This window comes from Paenibacillus sp. MT124, from assembly GCF_058792755.1.
The window spans coordinates 54289-74854 of record NZ_CM179500.1 but is presented as its reverse complement, the minus strand read 5'-3'; the positions used below and the strand labels follow the sequence as shown (position 1 = coordinate 74854).

Annotated in this window: 18 protein-coding genes; all 18 read right to left on the bottom strand. The window is 48.8% G+C overall.

Annotation, left to right across the window (positions count from 1 at the left end):
• Positions 1-22 precede the first annotated feature (22 nt).
• The 18 genes from AC3RCI_RS00340 to yabP all read right to left on the bottom strand — a co-directional run bounded on the left by AC3RCI_RS00340 (position 23) and on the right by yabP (position 20525).
• Positions 23-1594 (bottom strand): anthranilate synthase component I family protein, encoded by a 1572-nt coding sequence (locus tag AC3RCI_RS00340; RefSeq protein ID WP_492527273.1) that lies wholly within the window; start codon positions 1592-1594, stop codon positions 23-25.
• A 140-nt stretch (positions 1595-1734) separates the two neighbouring features.
• Complete coding sequence (cysK, locus tag AC3RCI_RS00335) at positions 1735-2673, bottom strand: cysteine synthase A (protein ID WP_095293377.1); 939 nt, start codon at positions 2671-2673, stop codon at positions 1735-1737.
• A 350-nt stretch (positions 2674-3023) separates the two neighbouring features.
• Entirely contained in the window at positions 3024-3974 is a 951-nt protein-coding gene (locus AC3RCI_RS00330) for a peptidyl-prolyl cis-trans isomerase (RefSeq protein WP_492527272.1), read from the bottom strand.
• Positions 3975-3997: 23 nt separating this feature from the next.
• Positions 3998-4885, bottom strand: coding sequence for an Hsp33 family molecular chaperone HslO (gene hslO, locus AC3RCI_RS00325; protein WP_336784343.1), 888 nt, complete (start codon positions 4883-4885; stop codon positions 3998-4000).
• A gap of 158 nt (positions 4886-5043) precedes the next feature.
• The gene (locus AC3RCI_RS00320) at positions 5044-5814 is read right to left on the bottom strand and encodes a type III pantothenate kinase (protein ID WP_336784344.1); all 771 of its coding nucleotides are present in this window, start codon (positions 5812-5814) and stop codon (positions 5044-5046) included.
• 6 nt (positions 5815-5820) lie between these two features.
• Entirely contained in the window at positions 5821-6687 is an 867-nt protein-coding gene (gene nadC / locus AC3RCI_RS00315; RefSeq protein ID WP_492527271.1) for a carboxylating nicotinate-nucleotide diphosphorylase, read from the bottom strand.
• Entirely contained in the window at positions 6684-8306 is a 1623-nt protein-coding gene (gene nadB / locus AC3RCI_RS00310) for an L-aspartate oxidase (protein WP_154896918.1), read from the bottom strand. The genes nadC and nadB overlap by 4 nt, the downstream gene beginning before the upstream one ends.
• Before the next feature lie 35 nt (positions 8307-8341).
• Positions 8342-9280, bottom strand: coding sequence for a quinolinate synthase NadA (gene nadA, locus AC3RCI_RS00305; protein ID WP_095362242.1), 939 nt, complete (start codon positions 9278-9280; stop codon positions 8342-8344).
• A 294-nt stretch (positions 9281-9574) separates the two neighbouring features.
• Positions 9575-11620: an ATP-dependent zinc metalloprotease FtsH gene (gene ftsH / locus AC3RCI_RS00300; RefSeq protein WP_127540874.1), complete on the bottom strand. Its 2046-nt coding sequence runs from the start codon at positions 11618-11620 to the stop codon at positions 9575-9577.
• Positions 11621-11721: 101 nt separating this feature from the next.
• Complete coding sequence (gene hpt, locus AC3RCI_RS00295) at positions 11722-12261, bottom strand: hypoxanthine phosphoribosyltransferase (RefSeq protein ID WP_127540872.1); 540 nt, start codon at positions 12259-12261, stop codon at positions 11722-11724.
• A gap of 52 nt (positions 12262-12313) precedes the next feature.
• Positions 12314-13753, bottom strand: a complete 1440-nt coding sequence (tilS, locus tag AC3RCI_RS00290; protein WP_492527270.1) for a tRNA lysidine(34) synthetase TilS — start codon at positions 13751-13753, stop codon at positions 12314-12316.
• 44 nt (positions 13754-13797) lie between these two features.
• Positions 13798-14745, bottom strand: a complete 948-nt coding sequence (locus tag AC3RCI_RS00285) for a protein kinase domain-containing protein (protein ID WP_154896920.1) — start codon at positions 14743-14745, stop codon at positions 13798-13800.
• Entirely contained in the window at positions 14729-15481 is a 753-nt protein-coding gene (locus AC3RCI_RS00280; RefSeq protein ID WP_095293366.1) for a vWA domain-containing protein, read from the bottom strand. The genes AC3RCI_RS00285 and AC3RCI_RS00280 overlap by 17 nt, the downstream gene beginning before the upstream one ends.
• 85 nt (positions 15482-15566) lie before the next feature.
• Complete coding sequence (spoIIE, locus tag AC3RCI_RS00275; RefSeq protein ID WP_170948307.1) at positions 15567-18074, bottom strand: stage II sporulation protein E; 2508 nt, start codon at positions 18072-18074, stop codon at positions 15567-15569.
• Between the two features lie 528 nt (positions 18075-18602).
• Entirely contained in the window at positions 18603-19127 is a 525-nt protein-coding gene (locus tag AC3RCI_RS00270; protein WP_095293365.1) for a S1 domain-containing RNA-binding protein, read from the bottom strand.
• A gap of 199 nt (positions 19128-19326) precedes the next feature.
• The gene (locus tag AC3RCI_RS00265) at positions 19327-19662 is read right to left on the bottom strand and encodes an FtsB family cell division protein (RefSeq protein WP_127540866.1); all 336 of its coding nucleotides are present in this window, start codon (positions 19660-19662) and stop codon (positions 19327-19329) included.
• A 12-nt stretch (positions 19663-19674) separates the two neighbouring features.
• Positions 19675-20244, bottom strand: a complete 570-nt coding sequence (yabQ, locus tag AC3RCI_RS00260) for a spore cortex biosynthesis protein YabQ (protein ID WP_127540864.1) — start codon at positions 20242-20244, stop codon at positions 19675-19677.
• Positions 20241-20525 (bottom strand): sporulation protein YabP, encoded by a 285-nt coding sequence (gene yabP / locus AC3RCI_RS00255; RefSeq protein ID WP_095293362.1) that lies wholly within the window; start codon positions 20523-20525, stop codon positions 20241-20243. Before yabP ends, yabQ begins: the two co-directional genes overlap by 4 nt.
• Positions 20526-20566: the final 41 nt, after the last annotated feature.

The window sequence follows — 20566 nt, the reverse complement described above, 5'->3', positions numbered from 1 at the left end:
CATGTAATGACGGCTGCTTCGATTAGTTTAGTTTGACTGATTCCGCTTGCTCACTGTAGTTCACGGCCCTCATCATGGCTCTCGCCTTATTCCGGCACTCCTTGTATTCCCGATACGGGTCGGAGTCAATAACAATGCCTGCGCCCGCTTGAACATAGCCCACTCCATCCTTGATGGCAAGTGTTCGGATGACGATGTTCAGCTCCATATTCCCACTGTAGTCCATCCACCCAATGGATCCTGTATAGGGGCCTCTCCGCACAGGCTCAAGCTCCTCAATAATTTGCATGGTCCGTACTTTGGGAGCCCCGGTAATCGTCCCACCAGGGAAAGTGGCTGCAATGACATCGAAAACGGATAAACCATCGGCAAGCCTCCCCTCCACTTGGGAAACCAGATGCATAACATGCGAATACTTCTCGATGGTCATCAGTTCGGGTACATGAACCGACCCATAGGCTGCAATGCGCCCAATATCATTGCGCTCCAGGTCAACCAGCATAATATGCTCGGCCCGTTCCTTCTCACTGTTCACCAGCTCAGCGGCCATGGCTTCATCCTCGGCTGCATCACGACCTCTTCTCCGGGTGCCCGCAATCGGGCGTGCACTTACCTTGCCGTTATCCACTTTGACAAGAAGCTCCGGTGAACCACTCACCAGTTGAAAGTCCGGACTGCGAAGCATTCCCATATACGGCGATGGATTCACAAGACGCAGCCATTCGTATATATGCTCGGCAGTGGATTGGATTTGCTTTTCCTGCCTCAGCGAAAGGTTTACTTGGAACACATCACCCTGCCGGATATATTCCTGTACGGTGCGTACAGCCTGTTCGAAATCTTGTTGGGGAAATGATGTATGCCATCCTTCCGTTTCCCTGTCCGCCTCTTCCTGCTTCTGCGCCAGATGCATGTGCCTGCTGCGATGTTCCAATGCTTGCTGCTGCTCCTCTGCCTGAGCATAGCCCACAATATGCAGCCACCGCTGCCGCATGGCTTCAGCTCGCTCTTCAGCTTCTGCATACAAGACTTGAAGGTGTGCCTCGTCCGGTTCAGCTCTTAGCGGCAGATGGACCATACAATACAGTGCCTCTTGTTCGTGGTCATAGGCCCAAAGCTCTTCAAAACGCATCCACCAGTAATCCGGCAAAGCGGGATTGTCTTCAGCGAGCGTTGGCAGCTTCTCCAGTGATCTGGCTACGTCATAGCTGAGGTAACCTGCACTCCCCCCACCAAAATCAGGAGCCTCACTCACTTTAGGGGCACTGTACGGAGCTGACCACCTTTTTAACACGTCCAGCGGCTTACCCGTATCTGTGGACGTCAATCCATTTTTCAGATCATAGATGACCGCTTCATGTCCCTTGCCTGAAATAACGGATACCGGGTGCAATCCCAGAAATGTATATCTTCCGCCCTTCCCGTTCTCCAGCACCATGGAATAGGGCGAAGCCTGGTGCCAAGCTGCTTCCCATGTTAACGGTAAACCGCCATGAACCGGTCCCTCATCCGACTTGATCATGTACGGCATCATGGTCCATCCTTGTCTGGCCCACTCTGTCCAGTCGGCATATGTTGTCATCAGGTGTGTCATTGCGGTTAGCCGCCCTCCATCTGTCGCTAGTTCTATTGTCTGATAGTATACTAAAGCGCCGCATCTTTTAAAAGCATTCAGCAAAAAATCCCCCATACCCAGCATGTGGGTACGGAGGATTCATATCATTATGCTTACGATTAAGCTTCGAAGTTGTATAGTGGTGTGCTGAGGTAACGCTCTCCGTTACTTGGCACGATAACAACAACACGTTTGCCTGCACCCAGCTGTTTGGCTACTTGCAGACCTGCACGAATCGCTGCACCGGAAGAAATACCGGACAGAATGCCCTCTTCCTTCGCAACTTGACGGGCCGTTTCGAACGCATCATCATTCTCAATGTGAATGATCTCGTCATAGATTTCCTGATCCAGAATTTCAGGAATGAAGTTCGCACCGATTCCTTGAATTTTGTGAGGACCCGGCTTGCCGCCTGCCAAAATTGGAGACGCGGCTGGCTCTACAGCAACGATTTTAATCGAAGGGAAGGCTTCTTTCAACACTTCGCCTGTACCTGTAATTGTTCCGCCGGTACCAATCCCTGCAACAAAGGCATCCAATGTACCACCAACAGATTGAATCGCTTCAACGATCTCCGGACCTGTTGTTTCACGGTGGATTTTTACGTTTGCTTTATTCTTAAATTGCTCAGCCATGAAGTACGTTGGGTTTTCCTTAAGCAATTCTTCCGCTTTTTTGACAGCACCGTTCATTCCCTCGGATCCTGGTGTGAGCACCAGCTCAGAACCATAGGCACGAAGCAAGTTACGACGCTCCAAGCTCATCGTTTCAGGCATAACAATGACAGACTTGTAGCCTTTGGCTGCAGCTACCATTGCAAGACCGATTCCTGTGTTACCGCTAGTTGCTTCAATGATGGTATCACCTGGTTTCAGCTTGCCTTCTTTTTCCGCTTCTTCCACGATGCTGATCGCAATACGGTCCTTAACGCTCGAACCCGGGTTCTGATACTCAAGTTTCACGAATACTTCAGCACTGCCTTCAGGTACGATACGGTTGAGACGAACAAGCGGAGTACCTCCGATGAGTTCTGTTACGTTATTAACAACTTTAGCCATATGAATGCCCTCCTTAGTGGGATGAATAATACTTAAGTCCTGTTGCTTGTATTGTGCGGCCGGAGCAGCCTCTTGATGTTATAGAAGAACTGCGGAAATCCCTTACTCCATCTGGCCCAAATGCCTATCCATGGAATGGATATGAGGTTTCCGAAGGTTTCTTAGGGTTAAATATCGCTTTTAATCCGAGTAAACGAGTAGGTATTTATTATTTTTATCTTATCAACGTTACACGCCATTGTCAATATGAGTACTCAAAAAAATACTCTGTCCTGGGCCCTAAGCCCGTAGACAGAGTATTTTTTATCACGGTGCAGCATCCCAAATAATTATCCATCGATCGGTGAAAATCAGGAAGCGGGAATTTCAGCGATAATCACGGCTTCATATTTGTTGCGCAGCCTCTCTTCCACCTTGGGAAGTGGATCAGCCTGGCTCAGAGCCAGCTGCATCCGGATATCTTCACGTACCTCTTCTGCGGATTGAACCTGGGCATCCTGCTTATCGTTTAATTTGATAATGGCATATCCATCTTCGACCTGTACTGGCCCAGCAATATCGCCAACATCCAATTGTTCAGCCAGGTTCATGACGTCTTCCGGCTGAAACGGATCATTCTGTTCAATCCAGCCAAGCCGCCCTCCAGCGTCACGGGTGAAGCTGTCTGTTGATTCAGCTTTTGCCATATCTTCGAAGTCTGCACCCTGCTCCAAATCATCCAGTAACGAATCGGCTTGCTCTTCATCTTCCACCATAATCATGGACAGATCGTATTTCTCGGGAGAGATGAAGTCCTCGCGATGCTCGTCCCAGTAATGATCAATGTCTACATCCTTGACCTGAATGCCGCTCGTAGCGATTTTCTCCAATAACAGCCGATAACCAGCTTCCAGCTCAAGCTCTTGTCTCGTCAGGCCAAGCTGGGACTTCATCTCGTCAAAGTATGCCTGCTCCGAATCATAGCCATCCATCGCAACAGATAGTTCCTTCGCTATTTCCTTTGGAGTGACTGTCAGGTTCCGATCAACCGCCTCCGCATAAACCGCTTTGCGGTTCAGCATCTGAAGGAGCATATCGCTCCCATAACGCCGTTTCAGCGCATCGGTCCATTCCTTGTCCGTAATGACCTCTCCGTTAATTGTGGCAATGGCGTTTCCTTCCTCCTGACCTGTATCATGGGGTGCATCTCCATCATCCCGACCTGATCTCATACCCTGGACAACCATTACCGTCCCCATCACCAGCATGCCGAGCGTCAGGACAATTACAGCTGTCCACAGCCCTTTTTCCCGTCTCGTCATTCCGCGTCCCGTCCCCGCTTATATCAGTTCTTGGCTTGTTCTAGAATGGTCTCGAGTTGTTCTTTATTGAAATCATAAGCTTCATTGCAGAACTGGCACACCACTTCTGCTTTGCCTTCTTCTTCGATCAGTTGCTCCATTTCATGCTGACCCAGACTGATCAACGTTTTTTCGACCCGTTCCCGGGAGCATTGACAGCGGAAGTGAATATCCATTCCATCCATAACCTGTACATCCGGCAGTACACGCTTCAGCAATTCTTCCAGTTCAAGCCCTTGCTCCAGCAGCGTTGTCACAGCAGGTAACGTACTGATGGCATTTTCAATTACGGTGATTTCATCGTCGGTCAGCCCTGGCAGCAGCTGTATAATGAATCCGCCGGAAACAATGACCGAATTGTCGGTATCTACAAGTACGCCAACGCCTACAGCAGAAGGTGTCTGCTCCGATTTGGCAAAATAGTATGTGAAGTCTTCGCCCAGCTCTCCCGAAACAATCGGTACACTGCCACGATAAGGTTCCTTCAGGCCTAGGTCCTTTGTTACGTTCACAAAGCCTTCTGTGCCCACAACTCCTCTAACGTCAAGCTTACCCATACTGTTGCTTGGTAAATGCACATGCGGATTCGACACATAGCCACGAACTTCCCCTTTAGCATTCGCATCGGCAACAATCTGCCCAATGGGACCGTCTCCCTTGACCTGAATGGTTAGCTTCTCTTCACCTTTAAGCATTGCACCCATGATGGCTGCAGTGGTTACCGTACGCCCCATGGCAGCTGTAGCCGTGGGAAACGTATCATGTCTTCTGCGCAATTCCTCAACCAACTCTGTTGTTTGGACAGCAAAGGCTCTAACCCGTCCTTCCATTGCTGTACCGCGAATCAAGCGGTCCTGTTTGTTGTTTTCCAAGTCATTCAGCCTCCTTTGGCGTATACTATAGTATCTCTGATACACGATATATAAATTGAATGTGATATTCGTTCAACTTATAAACCCGTTCAATTTACAGAAAAAACGGCACAATACGTAAGACTGTAAAATCAGCCCGCTGCATGCCGTCTCTTTCCTTACCTTTCCCGGTTCCGCTCATAAATGATACGCAGCCCTTCCAGCGTAAGCAGCGGATCAACTTCCTCGATGCTGCGTGTTTCCTCTGCAATCAGCGGTGCAAGTCCCCCGGTTGCAATAACTTTGGGCTGTACACCCATCTCTGTACGAATGCGATCAACAATTCCGTCGACCTGTCCAGCATAGCCATATATGATACCAGCCTGCATGGCATGCACCGTATTGCGTCCTATAACCTTCTTGGGCTTCTCCAATTCGATGCGAGGCAGCTTGGAAGCCCGCTCATAGAGCGCTTCAGTGGCAATATGAATGCCCGGTACAATGGCTCCACCAAGGTAGTTGCCCTTCTCATCAATGCAGTCGAAGGTCGTCGCAGTACCAAAATCAACAACCACAAGTGGACCACCGTATCTCTCAACGGCTGCCACTGCATTGACAATGCGATCTGCGCCTACCTCACGCGGGTTCTCGTACCTTAGGTTTAGGCCTGTTTTAATACCAGGTCCCACAACCATTGGCTTTTTGCCAACATATTTTTCACACATCGTTTCCATCACATGCACAAGCGGAGGAACCACCGATGAGATGATGACTCCTTCAATGTCGCGTGTGGATATATCCGACATATGAAATAAATTATAAATCAATACGCCGTATTCATCCACTGTGGACTGACGGGATGTGCTCAGACGAAAATGGTGGAGCAACGACCGGCCTTGATACACGCCGAGTACAATATTACTGTTGCCCACGTCTACAACAAGAATCAAAGAGGTTCACCCCTCTTTCTTTTCGTTTAAATCTAGGCTGATATCAAGGCTCTCGAAAGAATAGGTTAACCTTCCAACCGAAATTACATCCACACCACTCTCGGCAATTCCACGGATTGTCTCCAGAGAAACATTGCCTGATGCCTCCACCTTCACATGCGGAGCCTGTTTACGAATTACCGTAACAGCCTCACACATCTGATCCGGATGCATATTGTCCAGCATAATGATATCTGCACCTGCCTGCAAGGCTTCATTCACCTGTGTCAGATTCTCAGTCTCCACCTCAATAGTCATCGTATGAGGAATGACAGCTCTTGCCCGCTTCACCGCTTCTGTGATGCCGCCTGCGCCTTTAATATGGTTATCCTTAATCATAACCGCATCGTACAATCCGAATCGGTGATTCGCCCCTCCACCGATCCGTACTGCATATTTTTCAAGCATGCGGTGTCCAGGGGTTGTTTTACGTGTATCCACCAATCGCGTAGAGAGGCCCTCTAATGCATCAACATATGAACGTGTGCGCGTTGCAATCCCCGACATGCGCTGCAGCAGGTTTAGCGCCAGACGCTCACCTGTAAGCAGACTGTGGGTGCTTCCTTCCACCTCTGCCAGCGTTGTTCCCCTAGTAACCTCATCTCCATCTTGAACCATCGGTCTAAATACGAGCGATGGGTCTACTACCCGAAATACCAGTTCAGCTACTGATATGCCTGCGATGACCCCGTGGTCTTTGGCGTGAATAACTGCCTTCGATTGATGGCCTGCCGGAATCGTCACACTCGTAGTGACATCCCCTGCCCCCACATCCTCGCGAAGCCAGTTTTTGATGGATTCGATGAGTCCTTCATTATATCCGTTCAGTATCATGACATCAATTCCTCCACAATCGCTTGTTCTCTTTGCTGCAAACTATGCTTCTGCCAAGCCGCATCATCACGAAGCGGGAAATCCTCACGGTAATGTGCACCCCGACTCTCCTGACGATGTAATGCCCCACTGGTGACCAGCCAGGCACAGGTTAACAGATTGGCGTATTCCATCTCTTCCTTATGTGTCAGCAAATAATTGAAGATGTCCATTTCACTCTCCAGTTTATCCAAGGCTCCCTGTAAGCCGGCACCGTTACGTCTCAGACCCACCTGACGAACCATCATCTTTTGCAAACGCAAACGCCGTTCCGAAATCGGCTGCTGCTCTTCCCATGTTTTATTCCCAACACTATCCGGCGGCAATTGGGAATCAATTTGTATTGAATTTAGCGGTGGCAGTGTTTGAATGCGTTCAACAATTCTGTGCCCAAATACGATGGCTTCAGACAATGAGTTACTCGCCAGACGATTGGCTCCGTGGACTCCCGTTGAGGAAACTTCACCACAAGCAAACAACCTTCCAATGCTGCTCTCTCCGTTCAAATCCGTTTTGACGCCGCCCATCATATAGTGTGCTGCAGGAGCAACCGGAATCCAGTCTGTGGTCATATCCAGTCCGTACCGCATACATGTCTCATATATGGTAGGGAATCGGTGCTTGATTAACTCAGCCGATTCATGAGTAATATCCAGATACACAAATGTACTGTTTGTCATCTCCATCTCACTAACAATCGCTCGTGCAACAATATCGCGCGGAGCGAGTTCAAGCTGTGGATGATAACGTTCCATAAAACGCTCACCTTTGATATTTCGCAGAAACGCTCCTTCGCCCCGTACCGCTTCAGAAACCAAGAAGCGCGGAGCACCCGGATAACATAGGGATGTCGGATGGAATTGAATGAACTCCATATCGCGAATGACTGCACCTGCACGATATGCCATGGCAACACCGTCAGCTGTGGCAACCTCCGGGTTGGTTGTATAGCGGTACAATTGCCCCGCCCCGCCGGAGCAGAGCACCGTAGCACGCGCTTTTACAAACACCTTTGTACCGTCAGACTTCTGAACCAATGCCCCTACACATTCTCCGTGATCCGTGATCAAGTCAATGACAAAATGCTCATCCCAGACTTCAATACCTGAATGTGCACTTGCCTGAGCTGCGAGAGCCCTCACGATCTCGTATCCAGTCGCATCACCATTTGCATGCAAAATACGGCGGTGACTGTGCGCACCCTCCTGCGTCAACGCCAGCTCGCCGTTCTCCACATCAAACAATGTGCCCAGACGGATTAGTTCCTGTACTCCATCCGGGCCTTCGTTTACCAATGCTTCCACTGCCTCGCGGCGACACAGGCCCGCTCCAGCCACAAGTGTATCCTGTAGATGGTACGCAGGGGAATCATCTTCAGCGATTACCGCAGCGATGCCACCTTGTGCATAGCGGGTATTGCTCTCCAGTAACGACTTCTTTGTAATCATCAATACCTGATTATGTTTGCTTGCCCTGATGGCTGTATATAATCCGGCAATGCCAGAACCAATAACTAGTACGTCCGTCTCCACAATGGGCAGCTGGGACAGATCAAAATCCACTATATATTGCGGTATCATCCTATTCACCTGTCTCGGAGCAAGAGTAGCGCATGCTACTTCACCAGTAACATGCGCTCTAGCGATTCTCTGGCTTTGTCGGCAACGGCCGGTGGTACGTAAATTTCCGGCTTCATCGTTTCCAGGCATTTAACCAGTTTCTTCAGGTTGTTGACCTTCATGTTTGGACACACCAGGAACTTGGTGGCAAAATGAAACTGTTTATCCGGGCTATCCAGTCGCAGCTGGTATCCTGTACCATCTTCCGTCCCCACGATAAACTCCTTAGCAGAAGAATTTTTACAATATTCAAGAATGGCTGTCGTGCTGCCTACAAAGTCTCCCATCTCCACGACTTCTGGACGACATTCCGGGTGTACGACAAACTCGGCATTTGGATATTTAGCTCTCATCTCAACGACATCTTTTACAGTCAGCATATCGTGAGTGTTGCAATACCCTTCCCAGATAATCATTTTTTTGTCTGTGTGCTGCTGAACATAATGTCCGAGGTTTTTATCCGGCACCCAGATAATCTCATCAGAATCAACAGATTGAATAACCCGGACTGCATTGGCCGATGTACAACAGATGTCGGTCTCCGCCTTAATCTCAGCCGAGGAATTGATATACGTCACTACTTTTGCATTGGGATGCTGCGCTTTCAGTTTACGCAGGCCCTCAACATTGACCATGTCTGCCATGGGGCATCCAGCACGTTCATCCGGAATAATAACCGTCTTGTTCGGGGCCAAAATCTTAGCGCTTTCACCCATAAAATGAACCCCGCAGAATACAATGACATCCGCATCCGTTTGTGCGGCTTTCTGTGCCAATAGAAATGAATCCCCACGAAAATCGGCTACTTCCTGTACTTCGTCACGTTGGTAATAATGAGCAAGAATAATAGCATTACGTTCCTTCTTCAACTCCATCAGCCGCGCTCGCAGCTCCCGGTTCATCTCAGCCTTGCGCTCTAAAGCCAGAGCTTCCACCTGTGATCCTCTCCTTTGACGGACAGCGCCATGCGCCGTTTCCTGTGACTATCTGCGTCGATATTTTCGCTTGAGAAACGAATCACAAGCGGTTTAACACCTAATGTACACAACGTTCACGACTCTGTCAATAAATGAAAAGGGCACAGAACAACACCCTAATCAACCGTTTCCTGCGTAGTTCGCGCTCTAGCTCGCAGTTATCATTATCTCTGCAATTTGAACAAAACGCACAAAAAAAAGAGAGCCTCTCGGCTCTCTTTGATCTGTTCTCAGAACAGGTTCTGTTAGAAATTAAGACGTTGGCTTCGTACCACCATCATCTGGATCATTACTGTTGCCTTTATCCAGATTCGGAGCATCGTTAGGGATATCTCCGGCAGGTGGTTCAGGTGTTTCGTCTTTGCCTTGAATGCGAACACGCACATCACCGATGTTATCGACGATTGGTTCTCCGCCTTCACTTGGCGTACCTTCGTTATCATTATCGCTCTCCGGTTTTGGAGTCAAGGAACCTGTCTCGATCAATTGTTTGATCTGATCCATTTCCAGTGTCTCCACTTCAAGCAACGTTTGAGCGATCAAGTGCATTTCTTTGGAATGTTTTACGAGCAAGTCCTTACATTTCTCGTAACATTCATTGATAAAGCGCTGCATTTCCTGATCGATCTCATAAGCGATGGAATCCGAGTAATTCTGTTCATGGCCAATATCCCGTCCAAGGAATACCTGTCCTTGTGAACTTCCGAATTGCATAGGTCCCAATTTCTCACTCATACCGTACTCCATAACCATGCTGCGAACAATACCTGTCGCTTGCTGGAAGTCACTGTATGCACCAGTACCAATTTCGCCAATGAACAATTCTTCTGCCACACGGCCCCCGAGGAGCCCTGTAACTTTGTCCAAGAGCTCTTGCTTGGTAACCAGCATACGGTCTTCTTTTGGCAACATGATTACATATCCACCCGCACGTCCGCGCGGAATGATGGTCACTTTATGTACCATATCGGCATGTTCCAGGAAGTATCCTACAATGGTATGGCCTGCTTCGTGATAAGCAACAATTCGTTTCTCGCGATCACTGATGACACGGCTTTTCTTCTCCGTACCTACGATGACACGGTCGATCGCCTCGTCTACCTCACGCATGGAAATATCTCTTCTGTTACGGCGTGCCGCAAGCAATGCCGCTTCATTCAGGAGATTCTCGAGATCCGCACCAGAGAAGCCTGTTGTACGCTTCGCAATAATATCCAGTTTCACATCTTTTGTGAGTGGTTTGTTACGGGAGTGTACTTTCAGTACCGCTTCACGACCTTTTACATCAGGGCGGTCAACCGTAATTTGACGGTCAAAACGTCCCGGACGCAGCAAGGCAGGGTCCAGAATATCTGCACGGTTCGTTGCAGCCACGATGATAATACCCTCGTTGGCTCCGAATCCGTCCATTTCAACGAGTAACTGGTTGAGCGTTTGTTCACGTTCATCGTGACCACCGCCAAGGCCAGCTCCACGCTGACGACCTACAGCATCAATCTCGTCAATAAAGATGATACATGGGGCGTTTTTCTTTGCATTTTCGAACAAGTCACGTACACGGGATGCACCGACACCGACAAACATTTCGACGAAGTCAGAACCCGAGATACTGAAGAACGGCACACCCGCTTCACCTGCAACGGCACGAGCAAGCAACGTTTTACCAGTACCCGGAGGCCCCACGAGCAATACGCCCTTAGGAATCCGTGCACCTACAGCTGCGAATTTGCGAGGATCTTTGAGGAAGTCAACGACCTCAACAAGCTCCTGCTTCTCTTCATCCGCACCTGCGACGTCTTCAAATGTAACCCGCTTCTTCTCTTCGTTATAGAGACGGGCACGGCTTTTACCAAAGTTCATTACTTTACCGCCGCCGCCTTGTGCCTGATTAAACAGGAAGAAGAACAGCAGGAACATAATGATCAAAGGAATAAAGGATGTCAGAAGTGTCAGCCAGATGCTGTCACCTCTCATTGGCTCCTGATTTAACTTGAAATTATTAGCTTCACTTGCCGCTACAAGCTCACTAATCGCTTCATCCGTAGGAGGAATGTACGTTGAGAAATTTTCTGATTTGGCTTCGCTAGGCTTCTCTCTATATTGACCGGTCACAAGAAAAGACTGACCGTCGAATTGAACCGTCAATTCCGAGATGTTGTTCGCCTTAACCGCCGTGCGCAACTGATCATATCTAGGATTATCTGTGGCTTCGCCGCCATTGCTGACGAACTGCACTATGCCCACCACGACTAAAAAAAGAATCAAATAAAAACCAGAATTCCGGATGAACCGATTCATCCCCTACCTCCTCTCGAGACACTTTAATTATTTTAACATAGCCCGACATGGCTTCTCAACAGAAGGCACGAGCAGAACTGGGCTTGGAACTAGCATGCTTATTAACTGCTGTATACTTCCGGTTTCAAAATCCCGATGTAAGGGAGATTTCGGTACTTCTCGGCATAATCCAAACCATATCCGACGATGAATGCGTCAGGAATGTCAAAGCCGGTGTAATGAGCTTCAAGCTCAACCTTACGGCCTGAAGGTTTGTCAAAAAGCGTAACCACGCGCACCGTTTCGGCACCGCGATTTTGAAGCAGTTCAATTAAATAACTGAGCGTAAGTCCACTATCGATAATATCTTCGACAATGAGAACCTCACGGCCTTCAACCGAGACGTCGAGATCCTTGATGATCTTAACAACGCCTGACGATTTGGTGGATGCTCCATAACTTGATACTGCCATGAAATCCATTTCAACAGGTACCGTTATGTTTTTAACCAAATCAGCCATAAATATAAACGCACCCTTGAGCACACAAATGACCAAAGGATTGCGACCTGCATATTCGGCACTTAGTGTTGCGCCTAATTCCTTGACTTTACTTTGAATTTCTTCTTCACTGATCAATACTTCCTGAATGTCGTTCTGCAACTGTGCGAACCTCCTAAGTTATACTATGAAAGCCTTACCTGAACCATAACCACTACCCCTGAATCGCTGAATTGCCTACAGTCATGTACAGGATGGCGGAAGTATCCTCCTTCACCGGTGCAATACTCGACCGGCGAACACCCGGCAACCAGACAATGTTGCCTGCTCCGTCACAAACCACGGGAATACGCGGACGGACAGAGGGGGGGATTTTTTCATCGATGAAAATATTTTTCACCTTTTTGCTTCCGTTTAATCCCATGACTTTCATGGTATCTCCAGGTAACCGCGAACGCACAACCAGCGGCATGAGCAGTTGATCCGCATCAAATGCGGCCTGATCAGCCGTTTCCGGTACAAGATAGTCCTCGGGACTCATAGGAACGATCCGAAGATATCGGTCAATCTCCCTGAGTGAAAGCTCATAAGTTCCGTTCCATTGCACGAGACGATACTCGAAAGATTGATCCTGTACGTCTGTCCGTAAGCCAAAGGAAACCAGATCATACTCCCGGGTACAAGCAAGTGTCTGTCCTAAATCTAGGCTCCAGGTCTTCGCATAAGGCTCTATCACCTTGCGGCGAATGGTTTCGATACGGGTAAAGTCGACAAAATCACTGTCCAAAGGCAGATAATTCAATATTAGTTTAATCAACCTTCGTTGTAAAGCGACATGTAACTTCAAAAAGGAAGGCACCTCAAAGGTTTGCCTTCCGCCGTTCACCTGCACTAGACACCTGTATGCGTCATATGCACCTTGCTCCATGAAATCGTCTTCATCGCCCACAATTTCGGCAAGCCGATTCAAAGACGGCGTGAGCTGTCCATTATATTGCCCCAAATAAGGAAGCACATCCAAGCGAATGGCATTGCGCCGATATTTACGCTGGGAATTGCTTGCATCATTAAAGTACAGAAATCCCTGAGTATTACAAGCTTCTACAAGGTCTGTCTTGTTTATACGAAGACATGGACGAATAAGTTCCACATTTTTTTCACGGCGTTTAAACTTCATTCCGGACAGTCCGGTTAACCCGCTGCCACGTAATAAATGAAGCATAACGGTCTCTGCCTGATCATCCGCATGATGTGCCAGAGCAATGCTTGCTGCACCATATTTATCAGCTACCTCATGCAGGAATGCATACCGCCTATCGCGTGCTGCTTCCTGTGATCCCTTCCCTGTAAGCTTCATATAGGAAGGAATATCGGCCTTCACCCATTCAAAAGGAATATTCAGCTGTGCTGCCATTTTCCCGACCATTTCGGCTTCTTCATCGGATTCTGCGCGGAATCCGTGATGTACATGAGCACAGACCAGTTCCAGCGGGACATGTCTCGTACTGATCTCATGCATAATATGCAAAAAAGCCACCGAGTCCGGTCCGCCCGATACTGCGACAATGATCCGATCCCCGGGAACCCATAACTGATGCTCTTCCGCTGCCTCCAGCACATGATTCACCAGCTCGTTCCAGCGTAAAGCCTCCATACCTGTTCCTCATTCCTTGCGTTATGTATATGCACCTGTAAAAATTAAAAACGCAGTGCATAGATGAGTACCCCAATAAGTAATATAACCGATACAGCGAATGCATTTTTAAGCCAGCGTGGTGTAGTGCTTGATGAACGCCGGCGAAGAGGTGTAGGCCGGGCCATCATGTCTTTCCAGGCCTTGGCTGCATGTCCGGCATCCCGGAACTGTCCCCGAAGGGCCTGAATCGTCCAGTTACGAAAAGGTCGGAGCCTTTCGCTCCGCTCCACCAGGGCCGTGAGCTGATTGACACTCCGCAGTTGTGGCAATCCTTCGGCAGCCAGCGCCTTGAGTGCTTCACCCTCCAATACATGAATCAGTAACAGGGCAAAAGCAAAAACATCGTAGGTGCCATCTGCTGTTCGGCTTCCGCCATTCCAGAAGCCCCTATCATACCATTCGGTAAACTGTTTCACACTTCGTCCAATCGACGTTACTCCACCATAATCAATGAGCTCCACTTGACCAAAATCGGATACCAGTACGTTCTGAGGCTTAAGATCACCAAACACCCATCCCGCCTGATGTAATTGTGCCAGCTTCTGCAAGAGTCTAAGCCCAACCAGCAGTGTCCAGTCCGTCCCTTGACGCCTGATGAAGTGGTGAAGAGCTTCACCCCGAACATAACGCATCACATAAAAGGGAATGTCCCGTCCCTGAATGGCATAATCGTCCACATCCTTGAGATAGGAAGGAATACCACTTTGCTTCAGGGCCTCATGATTACGCTGTAGCTGAAACGATTTGAGCACATTGATCTCTGATTGCAGATCAAATGGATCAAATCCCATCTTAAGTGCATAGTGCTTGCCATTCTCACCCCGCTGGACAAGAAAAACGATGCCGTTGGCGCCTTTGCCCAGCAGCTTGCGAATCGTATAACGGCTGCGATTCCATTTTCCCGTAATTACTGTTCCTGGCGGGAAAGAGGCATCAGACAACGTTGTCACCGAGCATCCCTTCTCTTTCAATGCGATAGTTCCCTTCTATTTCCTGCTGTCCCTCCAGTGTACCATAACGGTAAAAATCAATCACCTTCTGAATCGCAGGACCTGTCGGGGTCGCACCTTTCATCTGCAGACGTCCAAACAGCGAACGGACACTGCCTAGATCCGATGTCCAGTTGATATCCATCACAGCCTCTTCTCCACTATGGCGACCCGGGAAATGAAAGACCGAGAGCTTGCTCTGCCCTACACGCGACTGCAAGCTCAACATCAAATCCCGGATTCCTTCTTCAACCGCAGCGAGCTTCGGCTTCATGCTTGCACTTACATCGATCAACAGGATTACCTGAAGAGGGGCTGTTTCAGCCAGATTATCTATTACTTCTACCACCTGAGCACGCTGTGCAGGTTCAAGGTCTGTTACGGTTTTGGACACCTTCTCTCCCAAAATTTGTGTTAACTCTCTATTAACCGCCTGCTGAATGGTCTGAACCACCGTTTTCCTTGTCATCATCTGCATCGTATGGGCAAGCTGCCTTGTGCCGACAATCTGGCTGATCCCCCCTCCGGCTTTCGCAATATCCTCAATCTCCCGGCTGCCCAGTTCACCAATGGTTCCATAATCGATCACACCAACCACATTGACCGTGATTCCCTCTTCACGGGCTTCCGCTGCTGCCAGTACCGGACTTGTACCTACATTAGAACAACCGTCGGTGATCAACAAGATCTGCTTCATCCGAAATCCCTCCGTTTTTCGTTACTCTCCAATTCTATGACTAGCATTGCCAGAATGAAGAGACTTCAAACAGAGAACGATGCAATTAACTTACTGTACGGGGACGCTCCATCCGGTTAATGCCCGGTACTCGCAATGTGGCCCATTCCGGACGGTAGTGCTCTACTTTGCCTACAACGACAGTCATATCATCCAAAATCTCATGCTGCTGATATCGAATCACGCTCTCTAGCAGGCAGTCCGCTACCTCCTGCGGATCGTCACTATCAATCTCCTGAATGAGACGTTTCATCCATAGCTCCTTGTTGACGGCATACCCTGGGGCATCATAAATCCCATCCGTCATCATAATCAATATATCGCCCGGTTGAAGCTGTACCGTGACCAGATCCACTTCGATATCTTTAATAATGCCAATGGGCAGGTTGCTGGCCGATACCTGAATAACTTCCTGTCCGCGTTTAATAAAGCTCGGAGTTGAGCCGATTTTCATAAATGTGGTCTCTGCCGTATATTCATCGATTAGAGCCATGTCCACCGTGGCATACATCTCTTCAGGTGAGCGCAGCATCAGCACAGAGTTCACGGACTTGATCGCCAGCTTCTCATCCATGCCGGATTGAAGCAGCTGTTCCAAAATATTTAACGCGGCACTGCTCTCCATGCGCGCACGTTCCCCGTTGCCCATACCATCACTAAGTGCCACCGCAAAGGTACCATTCCCCAGTTCAACCGTGCTGAAGCTGTCCCCGGATAACAAATCTCCCCCTTTGGCAGCCGCAGCTACCCCTGTAGTCACCTCATAGGTTTTGGCTGATCCAAAGGTAACGGTTGCCAGACCCTGACGCGGATCCGTCATCGTCTCATGAAGAACAGCAATATGCTCGTCCAGAACATCCGAAATCAGCGGCGCGATCATCTTCCGGCATTCATCAAATCCCCTCGTATAGGCATGAACAATCTCGATTTCCACATTGCCTGCTTCCAGATTGATAATCTCAATCGAATGAATGGATAGGCCCAGCGACTCCAGCGCATCCCGAATCTGTTCCTCCTGCTGTACCATCTCCTCACTTTCCCGTTGGATTTCTCTGGCCAGGTCCTCCATCACCTGGGATACTCCGGATAATTGCTCGGCAACCAGCTGCCGGCTGTCCACAATCTGACGCTTCCACTGCATATTATGCTGGTAGAGCCCGTACTGGGCACGCATAACCTCGAGCACCTCCTCCGGTTTGGCACATACCCTGTTCCACTCCACAGGAATTTGTTTGCCCGACATCTCCGGGTTGGCCTCAATGGAACTCATCACATCCGTCATGTATTTATAGGTTTGAATAAACTTTGCATCCCAGCACTGTGCACGTTTGAAGCACCCTGCACACGTTCCCTCTGCTACCGCATTCATGAAATGCTCCATGCCGCCTTCGTTCTGTACCGGTTCCCCCGTACCGGACATCTGATCGAAGCTGCGGGAAAGCTGGCGGAATACCTGCGAGAAGCGGGTTACCCGTTCTGCCGTGATATCCCGAATTCGCTTCGCATATTCATGCTGCGATTTGGTATGATCCTGTGTACCTGGCACATATTTGGATATGGCCGCCATCATGCTTTTAGGTGTAAGCATGAAAAGAACAATGGCTGCGCACGTCTCCCATAAGGAGTTCATCACGTCACCTGGACCGCCCAGATAAATGGATAGAATGGATGAGCCGAGCAGCATCCCCAGTGCAACGCCTGCACGTTTGCCCTCTCTTAGCATACCCGCCAGCATCCCAGCAAAAGCGAGCAAACTCATTTGGTATACGGCGGACATGTCAGCGAGACTCAAAATCAGTCCCGTAATGACCCCAACGGATGCCCCAAGGGGGGCTCCGCCCACCAGCGCGAAGATCAGAATTAAATAACGAGAGAGCATATGCTCCACGGAAAGGGACTGAATGGTCCAGCCCACCGCGCCTGTCATAACGGAGGCCAGCAATATGATCAGGCAGAGGATCTCCTCGCTCTTTAGGTTGAATTTCTTTTTGCGGTACGTAAAAATCGGTATGGCTTGTATAAAAACCAGGGTAAGCACGAAGCTGAGTACGGAGTCCATCGTGAGCATTAACATCGCGTACCAGCTGAAAGACGGCCCAATGACGACTGCGAATAACTTGACCATAAAAGTAGTCGTAAACACCATTGTTGGTGCATAAGATAATTCAGCACGGTCATAAGACTCCAGCCCTCTGAACAAGAGATAGAAGATCGCCATCTCAGACGCAACGATAAGTGGAACCGGAAACGGAGCAAATAGACTCCCCGCCAGCAAAGCGGCCCCAACGGGAATAATGTAATCCCTTCGCATGAAGGCAATCACCGCGAAGTAGGCAATTGCAAAGGGCGATAATTCATTCAGGATCATAGCCTTCCCTAATAAAAATCCCATAAATGTAAGGAGCAGCACCCATTTGCGTGCAGCAACGAACTGGACAGCCTTGCGGGAGGTAATCCACTGTTTGAGACGTACGGACAGCTCCTCCCGAGCTTCTGTACTCCCTTTACCAGCTTTCATTCCCGGAAATTGAATGACATTCCACTTTTCCATCATCCCAAGGCACCCCATTCGATTATTTGTTTTCGTGTTTCATTCTCGATGGTTCTGATTATAGATAGATTAGAAGACGTAGTTTGTCACAATAGGTGGACAGGGTTCAAAAAGTTTACGACAAAAGAAACAAGCCTGGCGCGGAGGAGCGAAACCCCCGGCCTTATTGTCATTCCATCCTCTACAACCTGATTCACCGAGGACGGGGTTGTCTTATTTTGAATGGCATTTGTTCTGCCTTTAACTTGAATTGAACGGGATACCTGCGGAATGGCATGGAAACATGTCGGTAAAAAATGGTAGACGACAAATGTTCTTATTTCCTATGGTCCTTGTGCGAAAAAAGTGCATCTGTGGAGCACTACTTTACAAGAAAAGCCAGGAATCCAGTGGAACGCGCATAGGCGACGGTAAAACCCAAAAAATATGCGCAACCAACAGACTAAAAGAAAAAAAGGATAAAACGCAAAAAAGCCGTCGACCCTTACGGGTTAACGGCTTTTCTTATATTTTAAATCAGGTTGATACAGATTACACGCGCTTGGCTCCACGGCCTCCGCGTTTGCCCTCTGTGTTCTTCTTGAGCGAAGAGATCCGCTCTTCACTATCTTTCAGGAAGCGTGACATTTTATCCTCAAATGAAGGTTTGCCTGCTGCGGGCTTGAAAGAACGGCCTCCACGGTCGCGGTTAAATCCACCGCCGCCGCCACGGCCTTGGCCGCCACTTGGGCCTCCACCGCTGAATCGTTCGCGATCTCCTCCACTGCGTTCCGGTCTTGGAGCTCTTGGGGGTCTGGATTGTGTTTGTTGCTCAACCGGTTTGTCAACAGCTTGCTTAATGGAAAGTCCGATTTTGCCATCCTTGTCAACGTTGATGACCTTCACTGTAACGACGTCATTAAGTTTCAGGTGGTCGTTGACATCTTTGACATAATTGTCGGCGATTTCCGAGATGTGAACGAGACCCGTGACACCTCCTGACAGATCCACAAATGCTCCAAAATGCGTGATGCCTGTCACCTTGCCCTCTAACTTGGTGCCCACTTCAATTGCCATAGAATAAAATGATCCTCCCTTAAAAATATACAACCCGATTTTTTAGATGCCAAAATCAATGCTGTGCTAAATGTAATTATACCTTATGCCGCAAACCAAGGTCAACAGAGCTCTACCCCGCAGGGGAGCCTATTTTTTACAGTATAACGGCTTCAGATATATGGATAATAATTCTTGCTCAGTCATGAGCTTAATTTCATCAGTTCCCTGACTCTTCAACCTGGATTGGCGTCTCTTCAGGCAAGTAATAGCCTTTTTTCCGCGCCAGCTGTCCTATGTATTCAGGGTCCTTCAACCGACTGACTTCATACTTCAACTGATCCAGCTTCTTCTGCGTCTCTTCCTTCGAAGCCTGCTGTGCGGCCAATTGCGAACTCTTGTCCGAAATCTGTGCATTCTGTACAAGGAACGTATATCCTGCCCAAATGACAAATACAACGACGAATGTCATCCAGAGCATGAGGCGTCTTCTTGCGCCGGCAGATTTCCCTTGGCCTGTTGGGGCTGCAGATCTCCCCACAGGTGTTTTACCCATTTTTGGACCTCCTTAAAACCAGCGTTTCCATATCGTTGCAATACTTGAACCCGCACGGATCATCCAACGGGGCGTTACCCAATGCTTCAGGAGCGGCCTAAACATCCAGCGGAACAACTTGCCGAAAGGTACCAAACATTGCAATACCAGCTTGCCCAGGAATATCAGTATCGCGAGCACAAAACCCAATATCACGCGAACTAGCTTGTATAGTCCCTTCGCTGGCATAACGAACAGGATGTTAAGGATATGTCCACACCAATGAATAAGTGTTCTTGCGAGTTTAATTAACATTACCACAAAACGCTGGGTTGTAACACTTAAAAGCCAAAAATAGAAGCAAACCCCTATAATTAGCCCCAAAAAGACATAAAACCGCAGCTGTCCGTGGTTTCCGGCATACAGCATCCGGAAAACGAACAGCGCGGAAGCAACCCAGTACAACAGGTCAAGCGTGTGCATGCTCCATCTCGGGAAGCGCAGCTGACCGGACAGTACCCGGTAACTGTCGTAGGCCATACCCATTACGATTCCCGACAACAGCATCCATGTTAATGTGATCCACTGCGTGTCCAGACTCATCGGAACATCTTGCCGAACAGGCCTTTACTATTCTTGTTCTGGGAACCGGGGTCCAGATATTGCAGAGAACTGACTGTACCTTCAATGGATAGCAAACCTTCCTCCAGGCTCAAGTTTTTGATATGTAAATTGTGCCCCCGGATGGTCAGATGCCCAAGTTCAGTCTGCAGCAAAAATTCCTCACTGTCGAAGCTCTCTACATTGGAGACACCTGTCAGATCCAGCAGTTTGCGATTTTGCATGCTCAAATGATGCTGTTTCGGTTTACCGTGCTCAACCATGGCATGTACCCCTCCTTCTTACACCTAGCTTATGGAGGCGA

Bases quoted from the DNA above. Each gene is read 5' to 3' on its own strand.
- AC3RCI_RS00270 (WP_095293365.1), bottom strand. From the start codon at position 19,127: ATGGCAATTGAAGTGGGCACCAAGTTAGAGGGCAAGGTGACAGGCATC.
- AC3RCI_RS00330 (WP_492527272.1), bottom strand. From the start codon at position 3,974: ATGACGAGACGGGAAAAAGGGCTGTGGACAGCTGTAATTGTCCTGACG.
- spoIIE (WP_170948307.1), bottom strand. From the start codon at position 18,074: ATGATGGAAAAGTGGAATGTCATTCAATTTCCGGGAATGAAAGCTGGT.
- cysK (WP_095293377.1), bottom strand. From the start codon at position 2,673: ATGGCTAAAGTTGTTAATAACGTAACAGAACTCATCGGAGGTACTCCG.
- AC3RCI_RS00280 (WP_095293366.1), bottom strand. From the start codon at position 15,481: ATGAAGCAGATCTTGTTGATCACCGACGGTTGTTCTAATGTAGGTACA.
- tilS (WP_492527270.1), bottom strand. From the start codon at position 13,753: ATGGAGGCTTTACGCTGGAACGAGCTGGTGAATCATGTGCTGGAGGCA.
- nadC (WP_492527271.1), bottom strand. From the start codon at position 6,687: ATGATACTGAACGGATATAATGAAGGACTCATCGAATCCATCAAAAAC.
- yabP (WP_095293362.1), bottom strand. From the start codon at position 20,525: ATGGTTGAGCACGGTAAACCGAAACAGCATCATTTGAGCATGCAAAAT.
- AC3RCI_RS00265 (WP_127540866.1), bottom strand. From the start codon at position 19,662: ATGGGTAAAACACCTGTGGGGAGATCTGCAGCCCCAACAGGCCAAGGG.
- yabQ (WP_127540864.1), bottom strand. From the start codon at position 20,244: ATGAGTCTGGACACGCAGTGGATCACATTAACATGGATGCTGTTGTCG.
- ftsH (WP_127540874.1), bottom strand. From the start codon at position 11,620: ATGAATCGGTTCATCCGGAATTCTGGTTTTTATTTGATTCTTTTTTTA.
- nadB (WP_154896918.1), bottom strand. From the start codon at position 8,306: ATGATACCGCAATATATAGTGGATTTTGATCTGTCCCAGCTGCCCATT.
- AC3RCI_RS00340 (WP_492527273.1), bottom strand. From the start codon at position 1,594: ATGACACACCTGATGACAACATATGCCGACTGGACAGAGTGGGCCAGA.